This is a genomic window from Nocardioides kongjuensis (assembly GCF_013409625.1).
In the GTDB taxonomy this organism is placed as follows: domain Bacteria; phylum Actinomycetota; class Actinomycetes; order Propionibacteriales; family Nocardioidaceae; genus Nocardioides; species Nocardioides kongjuensis.
Genome location: NZ_JACCBF010000001.1, coordinates 2,783,865 through 2,805,670, shown reverse-complemented (window position 1 = coordinate 2,805,670; position 21,806 = coordinate 2,783,865). Strand labels below are relative to the sequence as shown.

The window sequence follows — 21,806 nt, the reverse complement described above, 5'->3', positions numbered from 1 at the left end:
CGCATTGACGCCTGGCGGCTGGTGGGTGTCGGCGGCGTGTGGGAGATTGCCGTCGTGCCTCGCCCGACCCGCCCCGACGTCCCCGGCGCCTACCTCGCCCGGCTGCGTGCGATCTTCGCGCGGCTGCCCGAGTGCCACGAGGAGGAGGCGTGGGTCGGCGTGCGTTGGAGGGTCGCCGGGACGACCGTCACCGTCGCCCACGTGTTCGGCGGCGAGGACCAGCTGTTCCGCATCACCTTCCGCGCCGAGCCGGACGAGGTGATGGCCTTCCAGCACCTCGGGGCGCCCTACTTCAAGGGCGAGTGGGGCAACAACGTGGTCGGGATGCTCGTCGACGACGACACCGACTGGGTCGAGCTGGGTGAGCTGCTCACCGACTCGTTCTGCCTGCAGGCGCCGCAGCGCCTCGTCGACCGCGTGGACCGGCCGGGGGCCTAGTCCCCGCGGGTGCGCACCAGCCGCAGGCCGGTCGCGAGCAACCACACGAGCCAGGCGACGTAGCCGGGCATCCCCACGAACAGCAGCGGCGAGCCGTCCGCGATCGCGAGGCTGCACGCCCCGGCGGCGAGCAGCAGGCTCCCTCCGGCGACGCCGAGCAGCCGCTGCCACCGCGGCGTCAGCCCGCTCGCGTGCGCCGCCAGGGCGGCGCCGGCGAAGGTGGTGCCGAGCGCCGGCAGCGCCAGCGCGAACGCCGCCGCGTGCAGCTGCCAGACGAGCTCGAGCTCCGGGCTCGGCTCGACGAGCCCGTCGGCGTGCAGCACGACACCGTTCCACAGCACGGCGTAGAGGGCGAGGACCGCAGCGAGGGTCGCGCCCGCGGCCACGGCCAACCGCGACCAGTCCGCGCCCGCACCCCCGCGGCGCTCGACGAGCCCGTGGAGCCCGGTCACGAACCCGAGCAGCAGCGGCAGGTTCAGCGCCTCCAGGCCGACCGCGAACGCGACTGCACCCCGGTGCTCCGCGTGGAAGGCGAGGACGTCCTCGGTCGGATCGCCGTAGCCCGGTGCTCCCACCCCGACCAGCACGGCGTTCTGGACCAGCAGCGACGCCGCCAGCGCGATCGCCGTCAGGGCGACGATCTTCCTCGTTGACCTCATCGGCTGCTCCTTCGTCGCGGTCGGATCGGCTGCGACTCCAGCATCGACGAGGTCGGCGGCGGCCGGATCGGCCTCGGGGCTCGTGCTCGATCCGCCGAAGGAACGGTCCGGTCCTCGTGCTTCGGGTCGGTCCGCGAGCTGATCAGCCCTCGGCCGAGCGGGACCAGCCTTCCTCGGTCTCGTCGATCGGCGCCCAGCTGGGGATGAGGAAGAGGCCGGTCGCCTCGACCGCCGCGTCCTGACCGGGTACGCCGATCTGCGCCTCGACGGTGATCTTGCGGCCCTCCTCGTGGGCGATCCGGGCCTCCATCCGGACCGGGCCGAGCGGCAGCGGCCGCCGGTAGCGCAGGGTGAGGGTGCCGGTCATGGTGAGGCGCCGGAACCCACTGGCCGTCTCGCCCATGATCTGGTCGAGCATCAGCGCGGAGACGCCGCCGTGGACCATTCCCGGCGGGCCTTCGTACGCCGCGCCCAGGGTCATCTCGGCGTGGGCGTTGCCGAAGCCGTCGTGGACGATGTCGACCGGCGGCGCGACCGCGTTGCCGCGCCCGACGACGGCGTTGCCCCAGTTCCAGCTGCGGCCCTCGGAGTTGTAGCGGACCCCCGCGGAGCCGGGCAGCTGCTGCCGACGCAGGCGGGCGGCGAGCGCGGCGACCTCGGCCTGCACGGCGGCCAGCTCCTCGTCGGGGACGGTGCTGCGGATGGTCGCGTCGACGAGCTCGCGCACCGAGTCGGCGAGGGCGGAGACTGCCTTCTCGCGACGGTCGACCTCGTCGGTCGGGATCTCGTCGTGGATGAACATCTCCATGGTCATCCCTAGATTGTCGGGCATGAGTGACCGCGCTCCCGATGCCGCCCCCGCCGTCCAGACCATCCGCGTCGAGCGCACCCTGGTGATCGGCCTCGACCGCCCGGCCAAGCGCAACGCCATCAACGGCGCGGTGACCCGCGGCCTCGACGAGGCGCTGAACCTGCTCGAGGACGACGACGAGCTGTGGTGCGGCGTGCTGACCGGCGGCCCGTCGGTCTTCTCGGCGGGCGCCGACCTCGCCGAGGGACCCGGCGAGCCGACCGAGCGCGGCGGCATCGCCGGGATCATGTCGCGCCGCCGGCCCAAGCCGCTGGTCGCCGCGGTCGAGGGGTACGCGCTCGGCGGCGGCCTCGAGCTGGTGCTGTGCTGCGACCTCGTCGTCGCCTCCCGCACGGCGACCTTCGGCTTCCCCGAGGTCAAGCGTGGCCTGATGCCCGACTTCGGCGGTGTCTTCCGCGCGCCGCGGGTGCTGCCCGCCAACGTCGCCCGCGAGATGCTGCTGACCGGCGACCCGATCGGCGCCGAGCGCGCCGAGCGGCTCGGCCTCGTCAACCGCCTGGTCGAGCCCGGCACCACGCTCGACGTCGCCCTGGGCCTCGCCGCCACGATCAGCGGCAACGCCCCGCTCGCGGTCCGCGCCGCCCTCGCGCTGGCGAACGACGAGATCAACGGCGACGAGACCGCCAGCTGGGCCGCCAGCCACGCCGCGCACGAGCGGCTGCTCGCCTCCGCCGACGTCGCCGAGGGGATCGGCGCCTTCTTCGAGCGGCGCGAGCCGCGCTGGACGGGTCGCTAGGACACGCCCTGGCCGTTCGGCAGGGCCGAGCGCAGCCAGCCGCCCAGCTCCCGGACGACCTCGGTCGCCGCGCGGACCGTCCCTGCGTACAGGTGCGTCACGTGCCAGTGGCCCTCGAGCCGCCGGTACGTCACCGTCGCGCCGGCTGCGCGCGCCGTCGCCACGAACCGCTCCACGTCGTCGACGAACAGCTCGTCGCTGGCGGCGTGCACGAACAGCGGCGGCAGGGTCGCCAGGTCGGCGGGGTCGGCCAGGAGCGGCGAGACCTCGGGATGCTCGCGGTGGCGGGCGGCGTACGACGTCGCTCCGAGCTCGAGCCAGCCGCGGGTGAGCAGCGGGTCGTCGACGTGCTCGGCGAGGCCGTCGAGGCGCGCGTCGACCCAGGGGGAGACCAGGCCGAGCGCCGCCGGTCGGGCGATGCCCGTCGCGTGCGCGCGCAGGGCGAGCGCGAGGGCGAGGCCGCCTCCCGCCGAGTCGCCGGCCACGACGATCCGCTCGGGCGCCAGGCCGCCGTCGAGCAGGGCGCGGTAGGCGGCGAGGGCGTCGTCGACGGCGGCGGGGTAGGGGTGCTCGGGTGCGAGCCGGTGGTCGAGGACGTGCGCGACCGCACCGGTGGCGTCGGCCAGGTGGGTGGCCGCGGCGCGGTGGGTGAGCGGGGAGCCGACGATGTGGGCGCCGCCGTGCAGGTACAGCAGCGCGTGGTCGGGGTTGCTGGCCGGCGTCGTGATCCGGTCCGCCGGGACACCGCCGAGGCTGGTGTGCTCGATCGTCGTACCCCTGGGCAGGACCGGGAACCTCATCAGGGCGTCGATCACCTGCCGTTGCCGGGCGGGGGACAGGCGGGTGCCGAGCACCGGCCGCACGACGCGACGGGTGAGCAGCCGGGCGGCGCGGAGCGGGACGTGCATGCCCGCATCCAAGCAGGGATCGAGTCCCGTCGGCGCACGTCGCGACGTGAGGCGTACTGTCACAGGCAGGGGCCATCCGGGCTCCCTCTCAGAGAGAACCGCCATGAGCGACAAGTCGCCGCGCCAGAGCATGTCCAAGAAGACCGGTAAGTCGATCAAGGAGAAGCGCGCCGACAAGCGCAGCAAGGCCTCCGAGGAGACGTTCTCCGAGAAGATCCACCCGGGCAAGAAGAAGTGACGGGCCTCGGGCTGGGCGTCATCGGGTCCTCGGCCAAGGAGAACGAGCACCGGCTGCCCATCCATCCCGACCATCTCCGCGTGCTCGACCCCGGCCTCCGAGCGCGCATCACGCTCGAGCACGGCTACGGCGCGCGGTTCGGCGTCGATGACGCGTCCCTGGCCGAGCACGTGGCCGGGTTCGCCTCGCGCGACGAGCTGCTCGCCGACTCCGACGTGGTGCTGCTGCCCAAGCCGCAGCACTCGGACGTCGCGATGATGCGACCGGGCCAGGTGCTGTGGGGCTGGCCGCACTGCGTCCAGGACACCGAGCTCACCCAGCTCGCGATCGACCGTCGCCTGACCGTCATCGCCTTCGAGGCGATGAACCACTGGACACGTGACGGCACCGTCGGCCTGCACGTGTTCCACAAGAACAACGAGCTCGCCGGCTACTGCTCGGTGCTCCACGCGCTCCAGCTCGCAGGACTGACCGGCGACTACGGTCGCCGGCTGAGCGCCGTGGTCATCGGCTTCGGTGCGACCGCCCGCGGGGCGGTGACCGCGCTCAACGCGCACGGCGTGCACGAGGTCGCGGTGCTGACCAACCGCGAGGTGGCGGCGGTCGGGTCGCCGATCCACTCGGTGCGGATCCGGCAGTTCGAGCACGACCGGGACGACGACCAGGGCAGCCACGTGATCACCGAGCGCGGACGCGAGCCGCTGGCGGCGTACCTGGCCGAGAACGACATCGTCGTCAACTGCACCCTCCAGGACACCGCCCACCCGCTGGTCTACCTCCGCGTCGAGGAGATGGCTGCCTTCCGCCCGGGAAGCCTGGTCGTCGACGTGTCGTGCGACCTCGCGATGGGGTTCAGCTTCGCCCGGCCGACGAGCTTCGACGACCCGACGTTCGTGGTGGGCGACAACGTCCTCTACTACGGCGTCGACCACTCGCCGTCGTACCTGTGGAGCTCGGCGACCTGGGAGAACAGCAACGCGCTGATCCCCTTCGTCCACCGGGTGCTCGAGGGCGGAGCCGGCTGGGACGCGGACGAGACGCTGAGCCGCGCGATCGAGATCCGCGACGGTCGGGTGGTCAACCCCGCGATCCTGGCGTTCCAGGGCCGGGAGGCGGAGCCGCCGTACCGGGTCGCCTGAGACCGGGGTCTTCGTCGGGTTTGAGACCCTTCGGAATTTCCGCCCACGCCGGGCGCGTGCTGTGTACCCTGCGCTCCATCTGCCGGTGGTATCTCGGGCCATCCGAACGCGCAGCGTACCGAGAATCGGCGCGTGCGGCCGGGGGAGCGAGGGTCTCGTGGCGAGGCGCATGGGGATGACGTTGGCGGTTCTCGGACTCGCGGTCGGGCTGCTGGCGCCCGGCTCGGCGCTCGCCGGCACCGGGAGCGCGGTCAGCGGCGTGGTGTGGGCCGACACCAACCGCGACGGCGCGCGTCAGCCGGCCGAGCCGGTGCGGAGCGGAGTCACGGTCGAGCTGCTCGCCTCGCCCGGCGGGGCGGTCACCGCCTCCACGACGACCAGCGCCAGTGGCGCGTACTCGTTCGCGAACGTCCCCGACGGCGACTACCGGGTGCGGGTGAGGGCGCCGGGTGCGTTCCGGTTCCCCGCCGCGGCGAGCGGGGCCAACGACTTCGTTCGCGAGGGGCAGCCGGCTCCGGGCGAACCCGAGCGCGGCGTGAGCGCGCCCTTCGCCATCGCCGGTGCCACCAAGGTCGTCGGCCTGGATGCCGGTCTGCAGCCGATCGCCGACGTCCGCATCGAGCGGCTCGCGCTGCCCAACGCCTGCGACGGTCTCGCCCAGACGGGTACGCCGCCCTTCGACGCGGCGAACGGCCCCGGCCTGGACACCGGCACCGCCAACTGCATCATCCGCACGGGCGACACCGTCCGGCAGCAGTACGCCGTGTCGCTGACCGGGCTGCCGAGCGGGACCTCGGTGCCGAACGTCGTGGTCGAGATGCTCGTCTCCTCCCCGGACGGGGCGGCCCTCCAGCTCGCCGGACCGGGCCCCAACGGCCTGCCCGCCGGCTGCCTTTCCGCGGCCAACGGGGCGAACCCCGCGTCCGGGCGCACGCTGAACGCCGACGGTTCCATCACCGTGACCTGCAACGTCGGGACCATGTCGTCGAACGTGGCCGCCCTGGAGATCACCTACCGCGTGACCACGTCGTCGGCGGTGCCGTCCCATGCGACCATCGCTGCCCGCGCCTACGCGGGCCAGGGCGACGCCGGCGCGTCCGACCCGGTCGCGGGGCCGACGGTCGAGGTGACCGGCAAGGCCGAGTGGGACATCAGGAAGATCAGCTACGTCCCGTTCGTGCCCGCGACCGAGACCATCGGCGGCCAGGCCGTGCGCGGCTTCTACACCGACTACCAGATCTCGATCCTCAACATGGCGGGAGCCACCGGCGGGGGACAGCTGGACTGGCCGGTGACGTTCACCGACCGGATGACCGAGTTCCCCAACGCGATCGTCGTCAGCTGCCGGCCGAACAACCTCTCCGACACCCCGGCCGTCCGCTCGCCGTGGACGCTCACCTGCCCGCTGCGCGAGGCCGCGGGCACCGACGGCTGGCAGCTCAGCCTCGGGCCCAACAACCCCACCGCGGGTGGAGGTGACGCGGGGTTCACCGTGATGAGGGTGTTCGTCCCCGAGGCGGACCTCTACCGGACGGTCGACCCGGACTGGCAGCCCGGCGACGACCGGCCCGTCGGGGTCTCGGACTGGCAGAACCGGGCCGAGGACACCGACGGGTGGACCATGGTGGGCGGCCAGCCCAACTACGGGACGGGCTTCGAGCCCGGCTGGGACGGTGCGACCGCGACCGGCAACAACCTGGTCACCCGCTCGCAGGCCCTCACCGAGCCGAAGTGGGACCTGGCCAAGGGGGCGGCCACCAACCCGTCGTACACGACGCGGACCATCGACGGGCAGCAGGTCGTCGGCTACGAGATCTGGTACAACCTCAACGTCACCGAGACCAACGGTGCCGTGCTGGCGCCCTTCGTCGACGACGTGACCTTCCACGACGTGCTGACGTCGCATCCCGACGCGCACCTCGTCCAGTGCCGCACGAACCCCTCCTTCCCGTCGAGGGGCACCACGACCTGCGAGACCGGTCTTCAGCCCAGCGACGGCTGGGAGTTCCACTTCGTCCCGAACCAGACCGGCATCGACAACCGCCAGGGACTCATGCAGGCCCTGTTCTTCATCCCCGCCGACGCGATCGCGGTGGACCCGTGCCTGGCGAGCCCGACCGACACCTTCCGGATCCGCAACGAGGCCCGCGGCACGGACGGCTGGACGGCCGGCGGCGACCCGATCAACGGCACCGGACGCGAACCCGGCTGGGACGGGACGACCGCGACCGGCAACAACGTCGTGGACCGGACGTGGACGATCCGCTCCACGGTCGGTGACTGCGGCACGTACACAGGAAGCAAGGTGTGGACGTTCAACCCCACCGTCGCCTGGGCCGGGCGCCAGATGGGGACGGCGGTCGCCGCCAACGCGAGCAACGACCGGGTCTCGATCCCCGACCTCACCGTGTGCGACGTCTTCGACGTCTCGGTGCTCTACCTCGCCGACGTGGACTGGTACGGGCCCGGCACCTTCACCCGCCTCGTTTCCAGCGGAACCATCGACCCGGCGGACTACGTCGTCGAGTACGCCGAGGGTCCCAACGAGACCCACACGCAGGCGCCCACGGACTTCACGTCGATCCAGGACGCGGCGGCGGCCTGTCATGAGCATGACGGCCCGTGGGAGACCAGCCCGACGGCGTTCGGCCCGGACTGGCAGGACTCCGTCAACATGATCCGGGTACGCCCGATCGACCCCGACCACGTGCAGACGGGCCCGTTCTCGCTCCAGCTGGAGGCGCAGCTCACCACCCGCGGCTTCTACAACGGCGGACCGAACGCCGGGGAGGCCATTCCCAGCGGGGTCCAGGTCACCAACGTCGGCGGCTGGACCCAGCGGGGCAACCCGGACACGCTGGGCACCGTCACCCGGCAGGTGCCCTTCCGCGGCATGCAGCTGGGCATCTCCAAGGCGGCCCAACAGGCGCAGTACCTCCCGGGCGACACCGCCCGGTGGAACCTGCAGGTGTGGATCGACCAGGCGACGGTCGACTCCACGATGCGCAACGTCCGGGTGGTCGACTCCCTGCCCGCGGGTCTCCTCTACGACGCCGCCTGCACGCAGAACCTGCTGCCTGCGGGGGTGACGGCGACGTACGACCCGGTGGCGAACACCGTGACCTTCCGGTTCGGCGACGTCGCGATCGTGACGGCACCGCGGCACTGGATCGCCGGTGGCGGCGGGAAGCCCTTCCTCCAGGTCTGCACGACGGTGCCGACGCTGGCGCAGCCCGGCGACCTGCACCGCAACAACGTGCAGGCGTTCGGCGACAACTCGGAGAACGCGCCGACGGCGACGGCCCAGATGCAGATCGCCGGCGCCGGACAGCTCGGCATCGTCAAGAGCGTCGACAAGACGTTCGTCGCGAGCGGAGAGACCTACGAGTGGTCGCTGGAGTGGGGGAACACCTCGACGGTGATCTCGTTCCAGAGCCCCGACGTCATCGACGTGCTGCCGTGGAACGGGGACGGCGACCCCGCGTCCGGGTCGGCGCGGGCCCGGCTCGCGTCCGACTACACGGGACTCGCCCGCCTGGTCGGGCCGCTCGCGGCGCCGACGTACCTCCGCGGCGGCACGGGCGCCGTGGCCGGCACCTGGTACTACTCCACCGCGGCTCCCGCCACGCTGAGCCACGACCCCCGCCACGCGACGAACGCGAACCCCGCGGCTGCGGGCGGACGGTGGCTGACTGCGGCCGAGGTGTCCGACTTCGCCGACGTGACCGCCGTCCGGTTCGTGTCCGCCGCCGCGCTGCCGGTGCAGTCCCGTGTTCGGGCGCGGCTGGCGGCCGTGTCGACGAGCAACGTGCTGGACAACCTCTACGTGAACCGCGCCATGATCTTCTCGGCCACGGTCCCGGACCAGCCGCTGCTGTCGAACGAGCCCTACGTCCTCATGCCCGGCTTCACCCTCGGCGACCTGGTGTGGATCGACCGCAACGGGAACGGCCGGTTCGACGCCGGCGAGCAGGGTGTGCCCGGCGTGACCGTGCAGGTGCGCGACGCCGACGGCGACGTCGTCGCGACCCGGACCACGGACGCCGAGGGCCGCTGGTCGGTCGCCGCGCTCCCGGCCGGCGAGTACACCGTGCACGTCCCCGCGTCGATGTTCGCGCCGTCGGGTCCGCTGGCCGGGCACGTGGTCCGCACCGTCGGGTCGGGCGACACCCTCGAGCCGAACGAGACGGCCGACGACAACAACACCGCGGCAGCCGACCCGGCGACGACCGGGCTGACCAGCACGCCGGTCACCCTGGACTACGTGCACGCCGGCGGACGCCTGGTCGGCGGCAACGGCCCGCTGGGCGACGACGTGGCGGGGCTGTCCGGCGAGCTGGTCCCGGACTCGTTCACGACGTTCACCGTCGACCTGGCCGTGATGCCGGCACCGAGGATCGACATCGAGAAGGCCACCAACGGCCAGGACGCGGACAGCCCGACCGGGCCGTTCGTCGCACCCGGTTCCCCGGTGACGTGGACCTACGTGGTGACCAACACCGGCGGGGTCGAGCTGACCGACGTGACGGTCACCGACGACCAGGTGGCTGCCTCCGAGATCGACTGCGACGACACCGGCGGCAACGTCGTGGCCGGGCCGCTGGCCCCCGGCGAGTCCTTCACCTGCGTGGCCACGGGCACCGCGATCGAGGGGCAGTACGCCAACGTCGGAACCGTGACGGCGCTGGACCCCGCGCAGGAGGAGGTCACCGACGAGGACCCGTCGCACTACCTCGGTGCCGTCCCGGCCGTCGACATCGAGAAGGCCACCAACGGCGTCGACGCCGACGAGGCGCCCGGCGTGTCCGTCACCGCGGGAGCCGTCGTGGAGTGGACCTACGTCGTCACCAACACCGGCAACGTGCCTCTGACGGACCTCGTCGTCACCGACGACCGGGAACCGGCGTCGGCGATCGCCTGCAACGGGACCTCCTCCAACGTGGTTCCGGGACCGCTGGCGCCCGGCGCGTCGTTCAGCTGCACGGCGCGGGGGAGCGCGGTCGAGGGTGCGTACGCCAACGTCGGCACCATCGTCGGCCAGTTCACCGAACTCGAGATCACGGTGACCGACACCGACCCGTCCCACTACTTCGGTGCCAAGGGCGCCACCACCCCGGGCATCCCGATCACGCCCGTGCCGTCGACGCCGGTCCCGACCACCCCGCTCCCGCACCCGACTCCGGGCGGGACGCCCCACGGCGGGCACCACCCCGCGGCGGGACTGCCCGACACCGGCGCCCCCGACGTGACCCGCGGGCTCATCGGAGGAGTGCTCCTCACCCTGCTCGGACTGCTCCTCGTCGTCCTCGGCCGGCGAAGGAGGGCGTGAGGCACCCGCCTGTCTCCGCGGGTCCCTGTGGCCCGCGTTTCGGGGATTCTTCAGCGCCCCACCGTCGCGGGTGCCACCCTCGACGGCAGGGGAGGTGGTCGCCCGTGACGGACTGGATCGTGCGCAGGTGGGTTCGCTACGGCCACGAGCGCCTGTACGCCGAGACGCCCGGTGGGACCGCGCAGCATCTGGGTCGGCGGCGACGACACCTTCATGGTCAACGGCCAGCGGGTGCCGTACATCCGCAACAGCCGCCACGAGGCCGTGCGGGCAGGGCGCCTGCTGACCGAGCACGTCGGCTTCCCCGTGACCGCGCTCGGCGTGATCGCGGTGATGGGCGCGCAGAAGGGCTTCAAGGTCAAGCGGCAGCCCGAGGACGGTGCCGTCGTCGTCGTTCCCCGTCGCCGGATCAGCCAGTACGTCGGGAACCTCCCGCAGCGCCTCGTGGAGCGCGAGATCGCCGCGATCTACGACGCGGCCCGTCGCTCGACGACCTGGCGGTGAGGGCGCGACGGGGACATTCAGGTCCCGCCGTCGGGCAACGGCGGCCTTCAGAGACGCGGTGGACGATCATGCACCTGCACCATTCCGCCGCGTATCGGACGTCCGGATTCGCCGACGTACGGACGCGGGAATCGGCAGCCGGTACAAGCGCCGTCCCGTCGACGTCTCAGGCGGGGAGGCGCCAGAGCCGCGGAGCCGACTGCGCGCATTCCTACTCCGCCGCTTCGTCCGTGCGCGTCAGCAGCAGCCGGTCGTCGTCGGTCCACGTTGCCAGAACACCAGGCATGCTGATCGATCCGTTGCCGCTGGCGCCCGGGATCCAACGACCGTCGCTGTCGCGAAAGTAGAGGTCCACGTTCACGTCAGCGCCGTCCCCGTTGGAGTCGATGAGCGCCGCGGCGACGTCTCCTTCGACCTGGACGTCGAGGACACGGGCGTACCGGGCGTCCCAACCTCCCCAGACGATCGCCGCCTCTGCGTCGAACTCGCTCACGCCCGCATGCTTCCACGCCGGGTGGGCGGCCCACCCGCTATTCGACGAGGTCGTTGAACGCGTGCATCCGCTCAACGCGACCAGGCGTGCCGCGAGCTGCGGCGTGACCTCCTACGAATCGCCGGGAGGCCTGCGCCCCTCAGCGGCGGACCGCGCGCTCGTGACCTTCTTCAGGGCGCCCGCGCCTGCGCCGACGCTGCGGCGGATCAGGCGGTGCGGCTTGCCGTTGGCCAGGTCGACGATGGAGTCGGCGATGCCCCACGTCAGCTTGCCCTCCGACAGCGCCACCAGGGTCTCCAGGGGGAGGCCGACGGTCATGTCCTCCAGCTCCTGACGCTTCTTTCTCGGTGGCGACCGGGGGAGCTGGCGCGCGATCAGCGCCTTGAACGCGCGGCCCGGCAGGGTCGAGGAGAGCTCGAGCACCGTGGACTGGCGGGTGAAGGGCCGGGCGGGCTTCTACGGGCCCGGGTTGCGGGGCATGGGGTCTCCTGTCAGGGCATCGGGCCGGGAGCGGTGCCGCGCAACGGACGGCGCATCTCGCCCGACGATCCGCGTCGCTGGGCTCGAATGTGTGGGGGCACGGTGTGTCGCCGGGCCCGAGCCTGCGCCGGACGCTGCCGGAGGAGCGTGCGTCGCCCCCGCGCGGGTGACCTGCACCCGACTAGCGTGGGAACGTGCCGAACCGTCTCGTCAGCGCGACCAGCCCCTACCTCTTCCAGCACGCCGAGAACCCTGTCGACTGGTGGGAGTGGGGACCCGAGGCGTTCGCCGAGGCGCGGCGCCGCAACGTCCCCATCCTGCTGAGCGTCGGCTACGCCGCCTGCCACTGGTGCCACGAGGTTCAAGGTTGAACGATCGTCGACGGATTTTCGCGAAACTGCAGGTCAGGGGGCATTTCGAAGTTCGCGATGCATCGGCGAAGGAGGCTGTTGGACACCGTTTCCGGGGCTTCGTGCATCACTTTCGTGTATCACTCGGCGCCCTGCTGACGACCTGTGCGTCGACTTAACACGTCTCTGGGACGTGTTAAGAATTCGGTCGATTCTTAACACGTCACGGTGCGATCGGCTCCACGGCGAGACGGGCGATGTAGGTGTTCGCCCACGCGACGGCCTCTCCACATGAGTCAGGACGTCGAGGCCGAGCGCGGCGTCCTGGTAGGCCGGCGCCCAGTCTCCGGCCGGAGTGATGACCGGCGGCCAGGCGTGGAGCTGCCGGAAGGCGAACAGGCGGCGGCAGGTCCCGGCGACGAGCCGATCGTCGAGGCCGGGAGCCATGATCTGCAGGTCGACGAGGTCGTGGGCACGGTCGCTGCCCGGTTCGGAACACGCGTGGATCTTCTGAGCGACCTGGTGGTGCAACGGCAGTACGCGCAGTGGACCGGGCTCGGGCAGTCCGAGGGCCGCGAAGATCTCTCCTGCCTCGGTCGACGAGACAATCTCAGGAGCGTCGTCGGTGGTGACTTCGAGCTCGTCGTACCCGACCTCGACGGTGACCGTGCCGAAGGGTTTGTTGCGGTAGTTGAGCTTCACGCTGAAGGGCTGCATGACGTACGCCGCGGGGACGTGCTCAGGACCGCGCTTGCGGCCCTCAACGATGCGCGCCGTGAACGGACCCCAGCCTTCGGCGCCGTTGCGCTCGAAGGATTGACGAAACTCGGTGAGGTCACCGCGGAACGCAGTGTCGAGGTCTGGAGTCTCGCGGGTGAGCGTGTCGCCGAAGCGGAGCTTGAGCCCTGTCCCGCCTTTGATCGCCGTTTCCGGGAGCATCTGGCCGACGATCACGTTGGCGACGAGAGCTTGCAGCCGCCTGACGGTGGTGTTGCGAGCGGCGGAGAGGTTGGTGACGCGGCGGCGCAGCTCGTTGACGCTTCCCGGATCGCGTGCGGGCTCGGTGGTCACTCGTCGTCCAGTTCCTTGATGAGTTCGTCGCGGGCCGCCTCGCTGATGAGGTCCCTGGCCTCAGCCTGGCGCGTGGCGTCGATGAGTCGCTCGCGGAGGATGCGGCCCTTCGTTGCGCGGATCGCTGCGGCGATGGTCATGGCGGGGATGCCGTCGATGAAGTCGCGCTCCTCGTCGGGGACGACGCGCTGGATGACCTCGACGGTCGCCGGCACCTGCGTCCGAGTCCGGCGGGGGACAGCGACCTTGATCGTGCGGAGGTTGACCTGCGCCAGTCCGTGGGCGGCGAGCACAGCCTCGTCGACCAGAAGAGCGTCGGCGCACCCAGTCGCGGCCACCGCTTCGGCGAACTCGCTCAGCTCGCTTGTCGGGGCCTCCAGCATCCGGTAGACGCCCTGGCTGATCCGCTGGAGCGCGCCACGGGAGGCGAGCTTGCGCAGCTCGACCGCAGGCACGCCGAGCTCGGCCGCGTCAGCGACCGTGACGACGCCGTGGCTGTCGAACGCGAGCTCGCGCAGCGTCTGCCGATAGGACATCCTGCACCTCCGATGTCACAAGCGTACCAATATCGGTACGGATGTGACATCCCTTGGTGTATGGGCGCCTCGCGATCGATTGCGAGGTTGTCGGGCGTCGTCGAGGCGCGGAGAGCCCGCCAGTTGCGAGGACAGTAGGTAGCCGCGCTTCTCCAGCCATGGCCTCGGCGACGAGGAGAAGTGCACGATGCGCCGACTCTGGGACCTCGACCTGATGGTCCTCTCGCGGTCCGGCCAGGAAGTAGCGATCCGCCGGACAGCTACCTGATCGCGTGGCCGCGGACGCCATCGATGCCGTACGTCGAGGGCCGTTCCTCGGCAGGCAGTGTCGCCCACCCCCGGAGCAGCTCCTCCGTCCGGCGTTGTCCTTCACCAACCAATTGGCGAGCTACGGACTCCTTCAACCGCCAGAGCTGAGTCTTGGCGCGAACTGGTTCCGGCCCACTCTCGAGCTTCACACTCAAGACCGCGCCACCACGGGCGGCGTGCTCCAGCGTGAACACCTCCCGGTGCAGGTCTGACGCGACGCGCACCGTGATGGGCCACCCCCTTCCGAGCCACCGCAGATCTGTCCAGAACCCGCGAACGATGGCGATCGGGATCACGATGATGATCGTCGCAACGAACGCGACCAGCGCGAAAGTCGCGATCAGAGCGGACAGCCACGGTGCCTTCAGAAGGGCGCTGACGACGGCGCTGCCGATGACCGATCCCATCAGGATCCATATGGCTGATGGTGCGCGCCGGAGGATTGCGAGCACGAGTGAGTACGGCGTACCGGTGGGCGGCTGACTCGATACCCCGGCGTCGATCGCGAGGACGAGCTCGGGCCGTCGCTCGGCTCGTCGGAAGTAGGTGAGCCCGGTGTTGTCGTGGACGCCGCCGTCCGCGAGCGTTTCGACGCGTCCGGGCAGGCGTCGCGGGAGGAAGACCCCAGGAAACGCCGCCGACGCTTCAGCGAGCCGACTGACGGGGATGTCAGTGGGGAAAGTTCGGCGGTCGAAGGACACGTAGGAGCCGTCATTGAGGGATGTCGCGTTGAGCACGACGTGGTCCAGTGTGAGGCGACGTGCGGGTGCGCGACCGAACTGGCTCGGTCGCGCGGAGTAGATCGGCAGGGGATGCCAGGCGACGGGGCGCGCACGGTAGAAGATCCCTTGCGTGCGGAACAGTCCGATCGCCAGCAGCCCTGCAATCACGGCGGCGATCCCGATGGCGATCAGGAGCCCCGCTGTCGAGGAGCCGGAACCCTGGAGAATCGGAAAGGCGATCGAGACAGATAGCAAGACGACTACCGCGATGGCCCACCAACGGCGACCGAGCCAGTAGCCGTACTTGACGATCCGCTCGATGGCCTCCTCGAGCGCCTCTTCATCGGTCGAGGCCGACGACCAAGCTGTCTCGAAAGCGAGCAGCGCGCTGCCGGAGACTCCTGATACGGCCAATTGCTTGTCCTTGAACTCGGCGTGACGAACGATCGCTCGCAGGGCGCCGGCGCAGAACAACGCGGCGCGCACGCCACCACCCGAGAGTGCGACGCCGATCGTCGAGTCGTCCAAGGCTGCGTCAGCTGACACTGCTTCGTGGTGGTCTCTCACCAGCCAGATTGTTGAGGCGACCACCGACAGCGCCGCGCCGGCAAGATCCGGCGAAGGGTCCCAGTCACGCCGATTGGCGTCGGCTCTTCGGCTGGGGGAGCAGCTCGGTGAGGGTCAGTTCCTCTCGATCGGGCGCGAGCAACGCACCCTGTGCAGCCTCGGCGAGGGCCATGCGCTTCTCCTCCCAGGCCAGCAGCTGATCGAGTCGCCAACGGTTGGGATGCGTCATGACCGGCGGTGGCACCAATTCACGATCCTTGAGGTTCTGGTACCCCTTGGTCTTGCCCCAGCCGTAGCGCGTCATCACGTCGCGTGCATCGAGGAAGACGTGCCGCGGGTCGTCGCTGTCCGAGGCATCTGGCGGCCACTGCACGACTCAGACCGCCTTCGGCTGGCCGAGGACGGAGGCCGATGCGAGTCGCTGGGCGCGGATGAAGGTGCGCAGGTCGCCGACGGTCGTGTAGAGCCGCCGTCCAATCTTGAAGAACTCCGGGCCGGTGCCCTCCTGGCGCCACCAGCGCACGGTGTTCGCCGGGGTTCGCAGGATCTCGGCGACATCGTCGAGGGTCAGCAGCTCGTCGTCGTGGCGGGCGTGGAAGGGGATGTCTTGGGCGGTGTTGTTCATGGTTCCTCCTGGCTGGCGAAGGCCCGCGGGAATCGTGGGCGACAGTTAGGTGCACCGGCCGCGCCAAGCAGCGTGCCGAATACGTTCGATCGGATATCGTCGAGAGATGGATCGGGCGTATCTGCTCGAGATCGCACGACGAGCCCGTGGCCTGACGCAGGTCGAGGTCGCCGCGAGGTCCGGTACGTCGCAAGCGACGTTGTCGGCGTACGAACGCGGGTTGAAGTCCCCGACGCTCAAGGTCGCGTCGCGGATCCTCGAAGCGATCGGGTTCGATCTCGACCTGCGCGTGCACATCGATTGGGTCGAGCACCGGGTGCCGCGGCTCGGGCCGTTCTGGGTGCCGAACCTCCTCTGGCACGTCGACATGCCCGACTGCTTCGCGACGCTCAGCATCCCCGACGGCGACGGTCCGATGCGCGAGTGGGACCTGCACAACCGGGAGCAGCGCAAGGGCGTGTATGAGCAGCTGATCCTGCACGGGCTGCCGCAGCAGATGATCCGCTGGGTCGACGGTCCGTTCCTCGTCGACGTGTGGGACGAGCTCGACCTCCCGGAGCCCGTCCGCAAGGCGTGGAAGTGGGCGATCGTGATCGCGAAGGAGCCGACCCGGCCCGACGCGTTGCGGTTCGGACCCGACCCGATGCTGACGGCGTCGGCATGGATCCGCAGCTACGAGCCGTTGCCGAAGAGACCGAAGCAGCCGTCGGTCCGGTTCATCCCGACGCGGTTCGACCCGCGGCAGAGAAGCGCGCAGGCTGGTGGCGCTGACGACGAGGGGAGGACGCGGGTGGACGATGCCGATTCGATCGCCGCCGTAGTGGAGCGGCTCGTCGAGGAACTCCCGACCACCCGCTTTCCCTCGACGCCCGCCACCTGGAGCGCCGGGGTCGCCTTCGCTCGACGTTGGGCGGAGCTGGGGTACGACGAGCACTTGGTCGCTCTGACGCCGCAGAGATCCCGGTGTGTCGTGAGAGTGGCCATCGACCCATTCGACGAGAAGTCAGAGCTTGTCGAGCGACTCCGCACGATCTAGGCCGGGCGACGTGCCCCGAAGGGGTTCGTTCACCGAACCGAATCGCGAGCGCCGGGCGGAGCCGTTGCCTAGATTGCTCGTCGATGCCGTCCCGCCAGCTCGCCGTCGTCCTCGTGGCCCTCAGCACGGCCGCTGCGCCGCCGTTCCTCGTCGGGGCCCTCGCGGCCGGGATCGACCGGGACCTCGGCATGTCCGCCAGCGCGGTCGGGTTCGCGGTGGGGCTGTGCTATCTCGTCGCGGCGGCAGTCTGCACCGTCGCCGGGCCGTGGGTCGACCGGATCGGGGCTGCTGCAGCGCTGCGGGTCACCTTCGTCGCCAGCTCGGTCGCGCTGGCGGTCCTCGCCGCGGCGCCGGGGCCCGGTGTGATCACGGTCGGCCTGCTCCTGCAGGGCTTCCCGGTCGCCCTCTCGCAACCGGCCGCCAACCTGGTGCTCTCCGCTCTGCCACCAGGCCGGCGGCGCGGGCTGTACTTCGGCATCGTCCAGGCCGCGATCCCGGCGTCGATCCTGGTGTCGGGGCTGATGCTCGGCACGGTCGCGGGTTCCTGGGGATGGCGGACCGCGTTCGTGCTGGTGGCCGTCCTCGCCGCCCTCGGCGCCTTCGTCGTCCGCGTTCCCGAGCCGGTAGCCGCGGCGACCGCGTCCGGACCAACCGGCCCCGTGACGGAGCCGAGCCGGGCCTGTCTGGTGCTCCTCGGTCTCGGCGGTCTCCTCGGTTCGGCGACCGCGACCGTGCTCCCGGCGTTCGCGGCTTCTGCGGCGTTGGACGGCGGGCTCGATCCCGGCACCGTGGGCACGGGAATAGTGGTGGCCGGCCTCGCCTGCGTCGGCTGCCGGGTCACCGCCTCCTGGCTGGCCGGGCACGTGACGCCGCCGCGTGCCGTGGCCGGGTTGGGGCTGCTGCTTGCCAGCGGTGTCCTCGGGTACGCCGGCCTGGCGGTCGTAGACGGACCGGCATTCCTCGTCTTCGTCGCGATCGGCTACGGCCTCGGGTGGGGCTGGCCGGGCGTGTTCAACCTCGCCGTCACAGCGGCCCGTCCGCGCTCGGTCGGCGCGATGACCGGCCGATCCCAGGCCGCCCTGTTCGCGGGCGGGATGCTGGGACCGACCGCCTTCGGCATCGCTGTCGACCGGGCCGGGTACCCGGCCGCGTGGGCCGGGGTGGGTGTGCTGGCGTTGCTCGGGGCCGCGTGCTTCGCGCTGGCGGCGTTGCTCTGGCGTTCCCAAGCAGCGTGGGGCGGCGCGCCCGCGTCCGAGCTCAACGGAACGCAGGCACCGTCGGCGGCTCGCCCATGAGGACCGCTCCGGCGGCGTCGTACATCGCCGGACTCAAGAAGGCGTGTGACTGGGGGACCAGCGCGTCGCCCAGGAGGTCCTGGAGCGGGTGCCCGGTGAAGATCGGGGCCGTGCCGGAGAGGCTGACGACGTCGGCCACGACGCGCGCCGAGGTGCGGGCGAGGTGGGCGGCGGACAGACGCAGGTGCGCGTTCGCGCGGTCGCTCAGCGGGCCGCCGTCGAGTACGCCGTCCCAGGCCTCCTCGGCCGCCTCGAAGAAGTAGGCCCTGGCCGAGCGCAGCGTGGCCTCGGCCTCGGCGATGCCGGTGCGGTAGTAGGCGCGGTCGGCGAGCTTCGGCGCTCCCGTGATGCCCGCACGGCCCGCACCGAGCTCCTCGGCGAAGTCCAGGGCGGCCCGGGCGACACCGGCGGAGACGACGGAGAGCGCCTGGGCGGCGTACGTGATCGTCGGGTAGCGGTAGATGGGCTCGTCGATCGTCGGGGCGCCCCCGCGGATGAAGGTACGACGCTCCGGGACGAGAACCTCCTCGAGGACGAGGTCGAAGGAGCCCGTCGCCCGCATGCCGACGACGTCCCAGTCCTCGACGATCCGGACATCCTGCGGCCGGACCACGGCGCCGCGCGGCTTGCCTGCGGTCGAGTCGTCGCCCGGGATGCCGACGCAGATCACCTCGGCCGCCTTGCAGCCGCTGGCGAACTTCCACCGGCCGGTGACCGAGAAGCCGTCCGGCGTACGGCGTGCTTCCTGGACCGGGAACAGTGCGCCGGCGAAGACGACGTCGGGGCCGTCGGCGTAGATCTCCTCGAGGGTCTCCAGCGGCAGCGAGCCCAGATAGGTCGTCTGGCAGCCGAAGCTCGCCACCCAGCCGGCCGAGCCGTCGACGGTCGAGATCTGCTCCACCAGGCGCAGGAAGTCGGCCGGCCGGACCGGTGTCCCGCCGAAGCGCACCGGGGCCGCGCAGCGGTAGACGCCGATCTCCTTGAGGCGGTCGACGAAGTCCGGCGCGACGAAGCGCTGCTCGTGGAACTCGTTCCTGCGTCGCCGCAGCTCGTCGAGAACGTCCTCGACGGTAGTCTGGCGGCGCTCGGCGCCGCTCGGACGGACGGCGTCCTCGGTCTGGGTCATCGGTCAGCTCCCGTGGTTCGTTGGACCCACGACACTAGGAACCGGCTGTGGCCGGTGGAATCGGTAGTTCGCGGACCCATGCCGATGGAATCCCCAGCAGGCGTAAGGATTTCCCCTACTCCCGGGCGGACGACCTGCCCGCCCCAACGGCCTAGCCTTGGCGCATGCAGGTCGACCCGCGTGCACCCGAGCTGGTCAGCGGCGACTTCGTCGCCATGCTCGATGCGGCGCACATGTGCGTGCTGCTGCACGACGCCGAGACCAAGAACATCCTCTGGGCGAACCCGGCGGCCTGCGAGCTCCTCGAGTTCTCGCTCGAGGAGATCCGCCCGCTCAAGGCCAACGACATGAGCAGCTCGGCCCAGCAGTACGACCGGGTGATCGGCCGGGCCTGGCTGCAGGACGCGGTCGAGCGCGGCGTGAGTCGTGTCGAGTGGCACTACCGCTCGCGGTCCGGTCGCGTGATCCCGACCGACGCGCTCGCGATCCGGGTCCAGCTGGAGGATCGGATCGGCGTGATGGTGCAGTTCCGCGACATCGAGCGGGAGCAGGCCGTCGAGCGCGAGCTGCGCCTCACCACGTCGTACGTCGACGCATTGGCCCACCACACGTCCACCCTCGCGCTCCTGCTCGACGACAGTGGGGCGCTCCGGTTCGGGACCGACAGCGCGCTGCGCCACATCGGCGCACCGCTCGACGAGCCTCTCGGCCTGCTCACCGACTACGTCCGGCTCCGACTGCGCGGCCGCCCGGCGTCCTGGGCCGAGGTGGTCGAGCAGGCGACCCCGGTCGCGCCCGTCCAGCTCGAGGTGCACCGCGTAGGCGAGTCAGCGGTCTGGCTCGAGGGCAGCGTCGAACGTCCCCGGGAAAGCGGCGACAGCGGGCTGCTGATGATCCTGCACGACGTCTCCGGCCGGATCCTCGACGAGGTACGTCGGGGGCGGGAGCTCGAGCAGGAGAACTACCTCGCCCGCTACACCGCGATGGGCGACCTGGCCATGGCCATCGCCCACGAGCTCGGCCAGCCGCTCGCCGCGGCACGCAACTTCCTGGCCGGCGTCCGCACCCATGCCGAGGCGCTCGCCGAACCGGGGGCCGGCCCGACGACGCGCGAGGCACTGTCGTTCGGGCTCGACAGCACCGTGCGTCAGATCGAGCGCGCCGCGGACATCGTGCGCTCCCTGCGGGCCTTCGTCGGCCACCTCGAGCACGTCGAGCAGGTCGTCGACCTCAACGACATCGTCACCGAGTGTGCGTACTTCATCGGACTGCGCGCCGAGCCAGCGGGCGTCGCGGTCGAGCTCGACCTCGCCCCGGAACCGGTCCTCGTGCGGTGCGAGCGGGTGCTGACCGGGCAGGTCGTCCTCAACCTCGCCTTCAACGCGATCGACGAGATGGCCGCGGTCGCGGCCAGCTCTGAGCCGGTCACGCTGTCGACGTGTCGACGGGACGGGGCCGGCGTGGCAGAGGGCCTCTTCGTGGTCGCCGACCGCGGCCGTGGCCTGCAGCGCGACCCGTTCGCGGAGTCCTTCACGTCGAAGGAGCACGGGAGCGGGATCGGCCTCGCCCTCAGCCACCGCATCATCACCCGTCAGCACGGCACGATCTGGAGCGAGCAGCGCGAGGGCGGGGGAGCCCGGATGTGCTTCACGCTGCCCAGCGTGGAGGGCTGAGGACGTACGGGAATCCCTCAGCCCCCGGGGTGAAAGTCTCGATGGTGACGACCTGTGTCGTCTTCGTACGGTCGTGCTGAGCCCGTCGCACCGACGGGCGACCGGTCGACCAGGAGGACGGCGATGACCGTGACGAGCGGATCCCTCACCGGCGCGCAACGCGCCTTCCGGGCGGCGATGGCGCAGCTCTCGGCGGCTGTCAGTGTCATCACCACCGACGGCCCGGCCGGCCGCGCCGGGATCACGGTCAGCGCGCTGTGCTCGGTCACCGACGAGCCGCCGACACTCCTGGCCTGCCTCAACCAGTCGAGCCGCTCCCACGACGCCTTCCTCGCCAACCGCCGAGTCTGCGTCAACCTGCTCGGACCCGAGCACGAGGAGCTCGCGATGCGCTTCGCCGGCGCGACCGGCCTGCCCATGGCCGAGCGGTTCGCCGGCGAGGCGTGGGACGAGCTGGCGGGCGGCGTACCGGTGCTGCGGGGCGCCACGGCCAATGTCGTCGGCAGGATCGTGTCCGGTCACACGCACGGGTCGCACTCGGTGCTGATGATCGAGGTCGACGACGTCAGCGTCGCGGAGGACCGGGGCGCGCTCGTCTACTTCCAGCGCCGCTTCCACGCCGTCGGCGTCGCCAGCTGACCGGTCCGCCCAGCGGTCCGAGGGCGATACCCGACGGTCATGGTCGGCCTAGCGTCGGCGCA

General features: G+C 71.2%; 21 protein-coding genes and 1 pseudogene. 11 read left to right on the top strand and 11 right to left on the bottom strand.

Annotation, left to right across the window (positions count from 1 at the left end):
• The first annotated feature begins 54 nt into the window (after positions 1-54).
• Positions 55-438 (top strand): MmcQ/YjbR family DNA-binding protein, encoded by a 384-nt coding sequence (locus tag BJ958_RS13405; protein WP_179727283.1) that lies wholly within the window; start codon positions 55-57, stop codon positions 436-438.
• Here BJ958_RS13405 and BJ958_RS13400 read toward each other — a convergent pair.
• On the bottom strand, positions 435-1,097 hold the full coding sequence (locus BJ958_RS13400; protein ID WP_179727282.1) for a DUF4386 family protein: 663 nt from the start codon (positions 1,095-1,097) through the stop codon (positions 435-437). The two genes, BJ958_RS13405 and BJ958_RS13400, sit on opposite strands and share 4 nt — an antisense overlap.
• 142 nt (positions 1,098-1,239) lie before the next feature.
• The gene (locus BJ958_RS13395) at positions 1,240-1,911 is read right to left on the bottom strand and encodes a PaaI family thioesterase (RefSeq protein WP_246319043.1); all 672 of its coding nucleotides are present in this window, start codon (positions 1,909-1,911) and stop codon (positions 1,240-1,242) included.
• A gap of 16 nt (positions 1,912-1,927) precedes the next feature.
• Between BJ958_RS13395 and BJ958_RS13390 the strand changes: the two genes are divergently transcribed.
• On the top strand, positions 1,928-2,704 hold the full coding sequence (locus tag BJ958_RS13390; RefSeq protein WP_179727280.1) for an enoyl-CoA hydratase-related protein: 777 nt from the start codon (positions 1,928-1,930) through the stop codon (positions 2,702-2,704).
• Here the strand turns inward: BJ958_RS13390 and BJ958_RS13385 are convergent.
• Positions 2,701-3,612, bottom strand: coding sequence for an alpha/beta hydrolase (locus BJ958_RS13385; RefSeq protein ID WP_179727279.1), 912 nt, complete (start codon positions 3,610-3,612; stop codon positions 2,701-2,703). The two genes, BJ958_RS13390 and BJ958_RS13385, sit on opposite strands and share 4 nt — an antisense overlap.
• Before the next feature lie 103 nt (positions 3,613-3,715).
• On the opposite strand from BJ958_RS13385, the gene BJ958_RS28540 reads away from it, so the two are divergent.
• The 4 genes from BJ958_RS28540 to BJ958_RS13370 all read left to right on the top strand — a co-directional run bounded on the left by BJ958_RS28540 (position 3,716) and on the right by BJ958_RS13370 (position 10,822).
• Complete coding sequence (locus tag BJ958_RS28540) at positions 3,716-3,850, top strand: hypothetical protein (protein WP_273520764.1); 135 nt, start codon at positions 3,716-3,718, stop codon at positions 3,848-3,850.
• The gene (locus BJ958_RS13380; RefSeq protein WP_179727278.1) at positions 3,847-4,989 is read left to right on the top strand and encodes a Rossmann-fold NAD(P)-binding domain-containing protein; all 1,143 of its coding nucleotides are present in this window, start codon (positions 3,847-3,849) and stop codon (positions 4,987-4,989) included. The genes BJ958_RS28540 and BJ958_RS13380 overlap by 4 nt, the downstream gene beginning before the upstream one ends.
• Positions 4,990-5,164: 175 nt before the next feature.
• Positions 5,165-10,318 carry an SdrD B-like domain-containing protein gene (locus tag BJ958_RS13375; RefSeq protein WP_179727277.1) on the top strand — a complete coding sequence of 1,718 codons (5,154 nt, stop codon included), beginning with the start codon at positions 5,165-5,167 and terminating at the stop codon, positions 10,316-10,318.
• Positions 10,319-10,489: 171 nt separating this feature from the next.
• A complete protein-coding gene (locus tag BJ958_RS13370; protein ID WP_179727276.1) occupies positions 10,490-10,822 on the top strand; it encodes a hypothetical protein in 333 nt (110 codons plus the stop codon).
• A 211-nt stretch (positions 10,823-11,033) separates the two neighbouring features.
• On the opposite strand, the gene BJ958_RS13365 is transcribed toward BJ958_RS13370, so the two are convergent.
• Both BJ958_RS13365 and BJ958_RS13360 read right to left on the bottom strand, forming a co-directional pair.
• A complete protein-coding gene (locus BJ958_RS13365; protein ID WP_179727275.1) occupies positions 11,034-11,315 on the bottom strand; it encodes a hypothetical protein in 282 nt (93 codons plus the stop codon).
• A gap of 111 nt (positions 11,316-11,426) precedes the next feature.
• Positions 11,427-11,738, bottom strand: a complete 312-nt coding sequence (locus tag BJ958_RS13360) for a hypothetical protein (RefSeq protein ID WP_179727274.1) — start codon at positions 11,736-11,738, stop codon at positions 11,427-11,429.
• 251 nt (positions 11,739-11,989) lie between these two features.
• On the opposite strand from BJ958_RS13360, the pseudogene BJ958_RS13355 reads away from it, so the two are divergent.
• Positions 11,990-12,151 (top strand): annotated as a pseudogene (locus tag BJ958_RS13355) (DUF255 domain-containing protein); the annotation flags it as partial.
• Positions 12,152-12,199: 48 nt separating this feature from the next.
• Here the strand turns inward: BJ958_RS13355 and BJ958_RS13350 are convergent.
• From BJ958_RS13350 to BJ958_RS13330, 5 genes are all read right to left on the bottom strand, one after another.
• Positions 12,200-13,216, bottom strand: coding sequence for a nucleotidyl transferase AbiEii/AbiGii toxin family protein (locus BJ958_RS13350; protein WP_179727272.1), 1,017 nt, complete (start codon positions 13,214-13,216; stop codon positions 12,200-12,202).
• Positions 13,213-13,752 (bottom strand): type IV toxin-antitoxin system AbiEi family antitoxin domain-containing protein, encoded by a 540-nt coding sequence (locus tag BJ958_RS13345; protein WP_179727271.1) that lies wholly within the window; start codon positions 13,750-13,752, stop codon positions 13,213-13,215. The genes BJ958_RS13350 and BJ958_RS13345 overlap by 4 nt, the downstream gene beginning before the upstream one ends.
• A gap of 260 nt (positions 13,753-14,012) precedes the next feature.
• Complete coding sequence (locus BJ958_RS13340; protein ID WP_179727270.1) at positions 14,013-15,350, bottom strand: patatin-like phospholipase family protein; 1,338 nt, start codon at positions 15,348-15,350, stop codon at positions 14,013-14,015.
• Between the two features lie 64 nt (positions 15,351-15,414).
• Positions 15,415-15,723, bottom strand: coding sequence for a hypothetical protein (locus tag BJ958_RS13335; RefSeq protein ID WP_179727269.1), 309 nt, complete (start codon positions 15,721-15,723; stop codon positions 15,415-15,417).
• A 3-nt stretch (positions 15,724-15,726) separates the two neighbouring features.
• Positions 15,727-15,975: a helix-turn-helix domain-containing protein gene (locus BJ958_RS13330; RefSeq protein ID WP_179727268.1), complete on the bottom strand. Its 249-nt coding sequence runs from the start codon at positions 15,973-15,975 to the stop codon at positions 15,727-15,729.
• A 106-nt stretch (positions 15,976-16,081) separates the two neighbouring features.
• Between BJ958_RS13330 and BJ958_RS13325 the strand changes: the two genes are divergently transcribed.
• Together BJ958_RS13325 and BJ958_RS13320 are read left to right on the top strand one after the other, a co-directional pair.
• Positions 16,082-17,011 (top strand): helix-turn-helix domain-containing protein, encoded by a 930-nt coding sequence (locus BJ958_RS13325; protein WP_246319538.1) that lies wholly within the window; start codon positions 16,082-16,084, stop codon positions 17,009-17,011.
• 83 nt (positions 17,012-17,094) lie between these two features.
• Positions 17,095-18,306 carry an MFS transporter gene (locus BJ958_RS13320; RefSeq protein WP_179727266.1) on the top strand — a complete coding sequence of 404 codons (1,212 nt, stop codon included), beginning with the start codon at positions 17,095-17,097 and terminating at the stop codon, positions 18,304-18,306.
• Here BJ958_RS13320 and BJ958_RS13315 read toward each other — a convergent pair.
• Positions 18,269-19,432 carry an acyl-CoA dehydrogenase family protein gene (locus BJ958_RS13315; RefSeq protein ID WP_179727265.1) on the bottom strand — a complete coding sequence of 388 codons (1,164 nt, stop codon included), beginning with the start codon at positions 19,430-19,432 and terminating at the stop codon, positions 18,269-18,271. The genes BJ958_RS13320 and BJ958_RS13315 overlap by 38 nt on opposite strands.
• 164 nt (positions 19,433-19,596) lie before the next feature.
• Between BJ958_RS13315 and BJ958_RS13310 the strand changes: the two genes are divergently transcribed.
• Positions 19,597-21,105 carry a PAS domain-containing sensor histidine kinase gene (locus BJ958_RS13310; protein ID WP_179727264.1) on the top strand — a complete coding sequence of 503 codons (1,509 nt, stop codon included), beginning with the start codon at positions 19,597-19,599 and terminating at the stop codon, positions 21,103-21,105.
• Between the two features lie 123 nt (positions 21,106-21,228).
• On the top strand, positions 21,229-21,744 hold the full coding sequence (locus BJ958_RS13305; RefSeq protein WP_179727263.1) for a flavin reductase: 516 nt from the start codon (positions 21,229-21,231) through the stop codon (positions 21,742-21,744).
• Positions 21,745-21,806 lie beyond the last annotated feature (62 nt).

Coding starts and splice junctions, on each gene's coding strand:
- BJ958_RS13400 (WP_179727282.1), bottom strand. CDS start 1,097: ATGAGGTCAACGAGGAAGATCGTCGCCCTGACGGCGATCGCGCTGGCG.
- BJ958_RS13395 (WP_246319043.1), bottom strand. CDS start 1,911: ATGACCATGGAGATGTTCATCCACGACGAGATCCCGACCGACGAGGTC.
- BJ958_RS13390 (WP_179727280.1), top strand. CDS start 1,928: ATGAGTGACCGCGCTCCCGATGCCGCCCCCGCCGTCCAGACCATCCGC.
- BJ958_RS13385 (WP_179727279.1), bottom strand. CDS start 3,612: ATGCACGTCCCGCTCCGCGCCGCCCGGCTGCTCACCCGTCGCGTCGTG.
- BJ958_RS28540 (WP_273520764.1), top strand. CDS start 3,716: ATGAGCGACAAGTCGCCGCGCCAGAGCATGTCCAAGAAGACCGGTAAG.
- BJ958_RS13375 (WP_179727277.1), top strand. CDS start 5,165: ATGACGTTGGCGGTTCTCGGACTCGCGGTCGGGCTGCTGGCGCCCGGC.
- BJ958_RS13345 (WP_179727271.1), bottom strand. CDS start 13,752: ATGTCCTATCGGCAGACGCTGCGCGAGCTCGCGTTCGACAGCCACGGC.
- BJ958_RS13330 (WP_179727268.1), bottom strand. CDS start 15,975: ATGAACAACACCGCCCAAGACATCCCCTTCCACGCCCGCCACGACGAC.
- BJ958_RS13325 (WP_246319538.1), top strand. CDS start 16,082: ATGGATCGGGCGTATCTGCTCGAGATCGCACGACGAGCCCGTGGCCTG.
- BJ958_RS13320 (WP_179727266.1), top strand. CDS start 17,095: ATGCCGTCCCGCCAGCTCGCCGTCGTCCTCGTGGCCCTCAGCACGGCC.
- BJ958_RS13315 (WP_179727265.1), bottom strand. CDS start 19,432: ATGACCCAGACCGAGGACGCCGTCCGTCCGAGCGGCGCCGAGCGCCGC.
- BJ958_RS13310 (WP_179727264.1), top strand. CDS start 19,597: ATGCAGGTCGACCCGCGTGCACCCGAGCTGGTCAGCGGCGACTTCGTC.
- BJ958_RS13305 (WP_179727263.1), top strand. CDS start 21,229: ATGACCGTGACGAGCGGATCCCTCACCGGCGCGCAACGCGCCTTCCGG.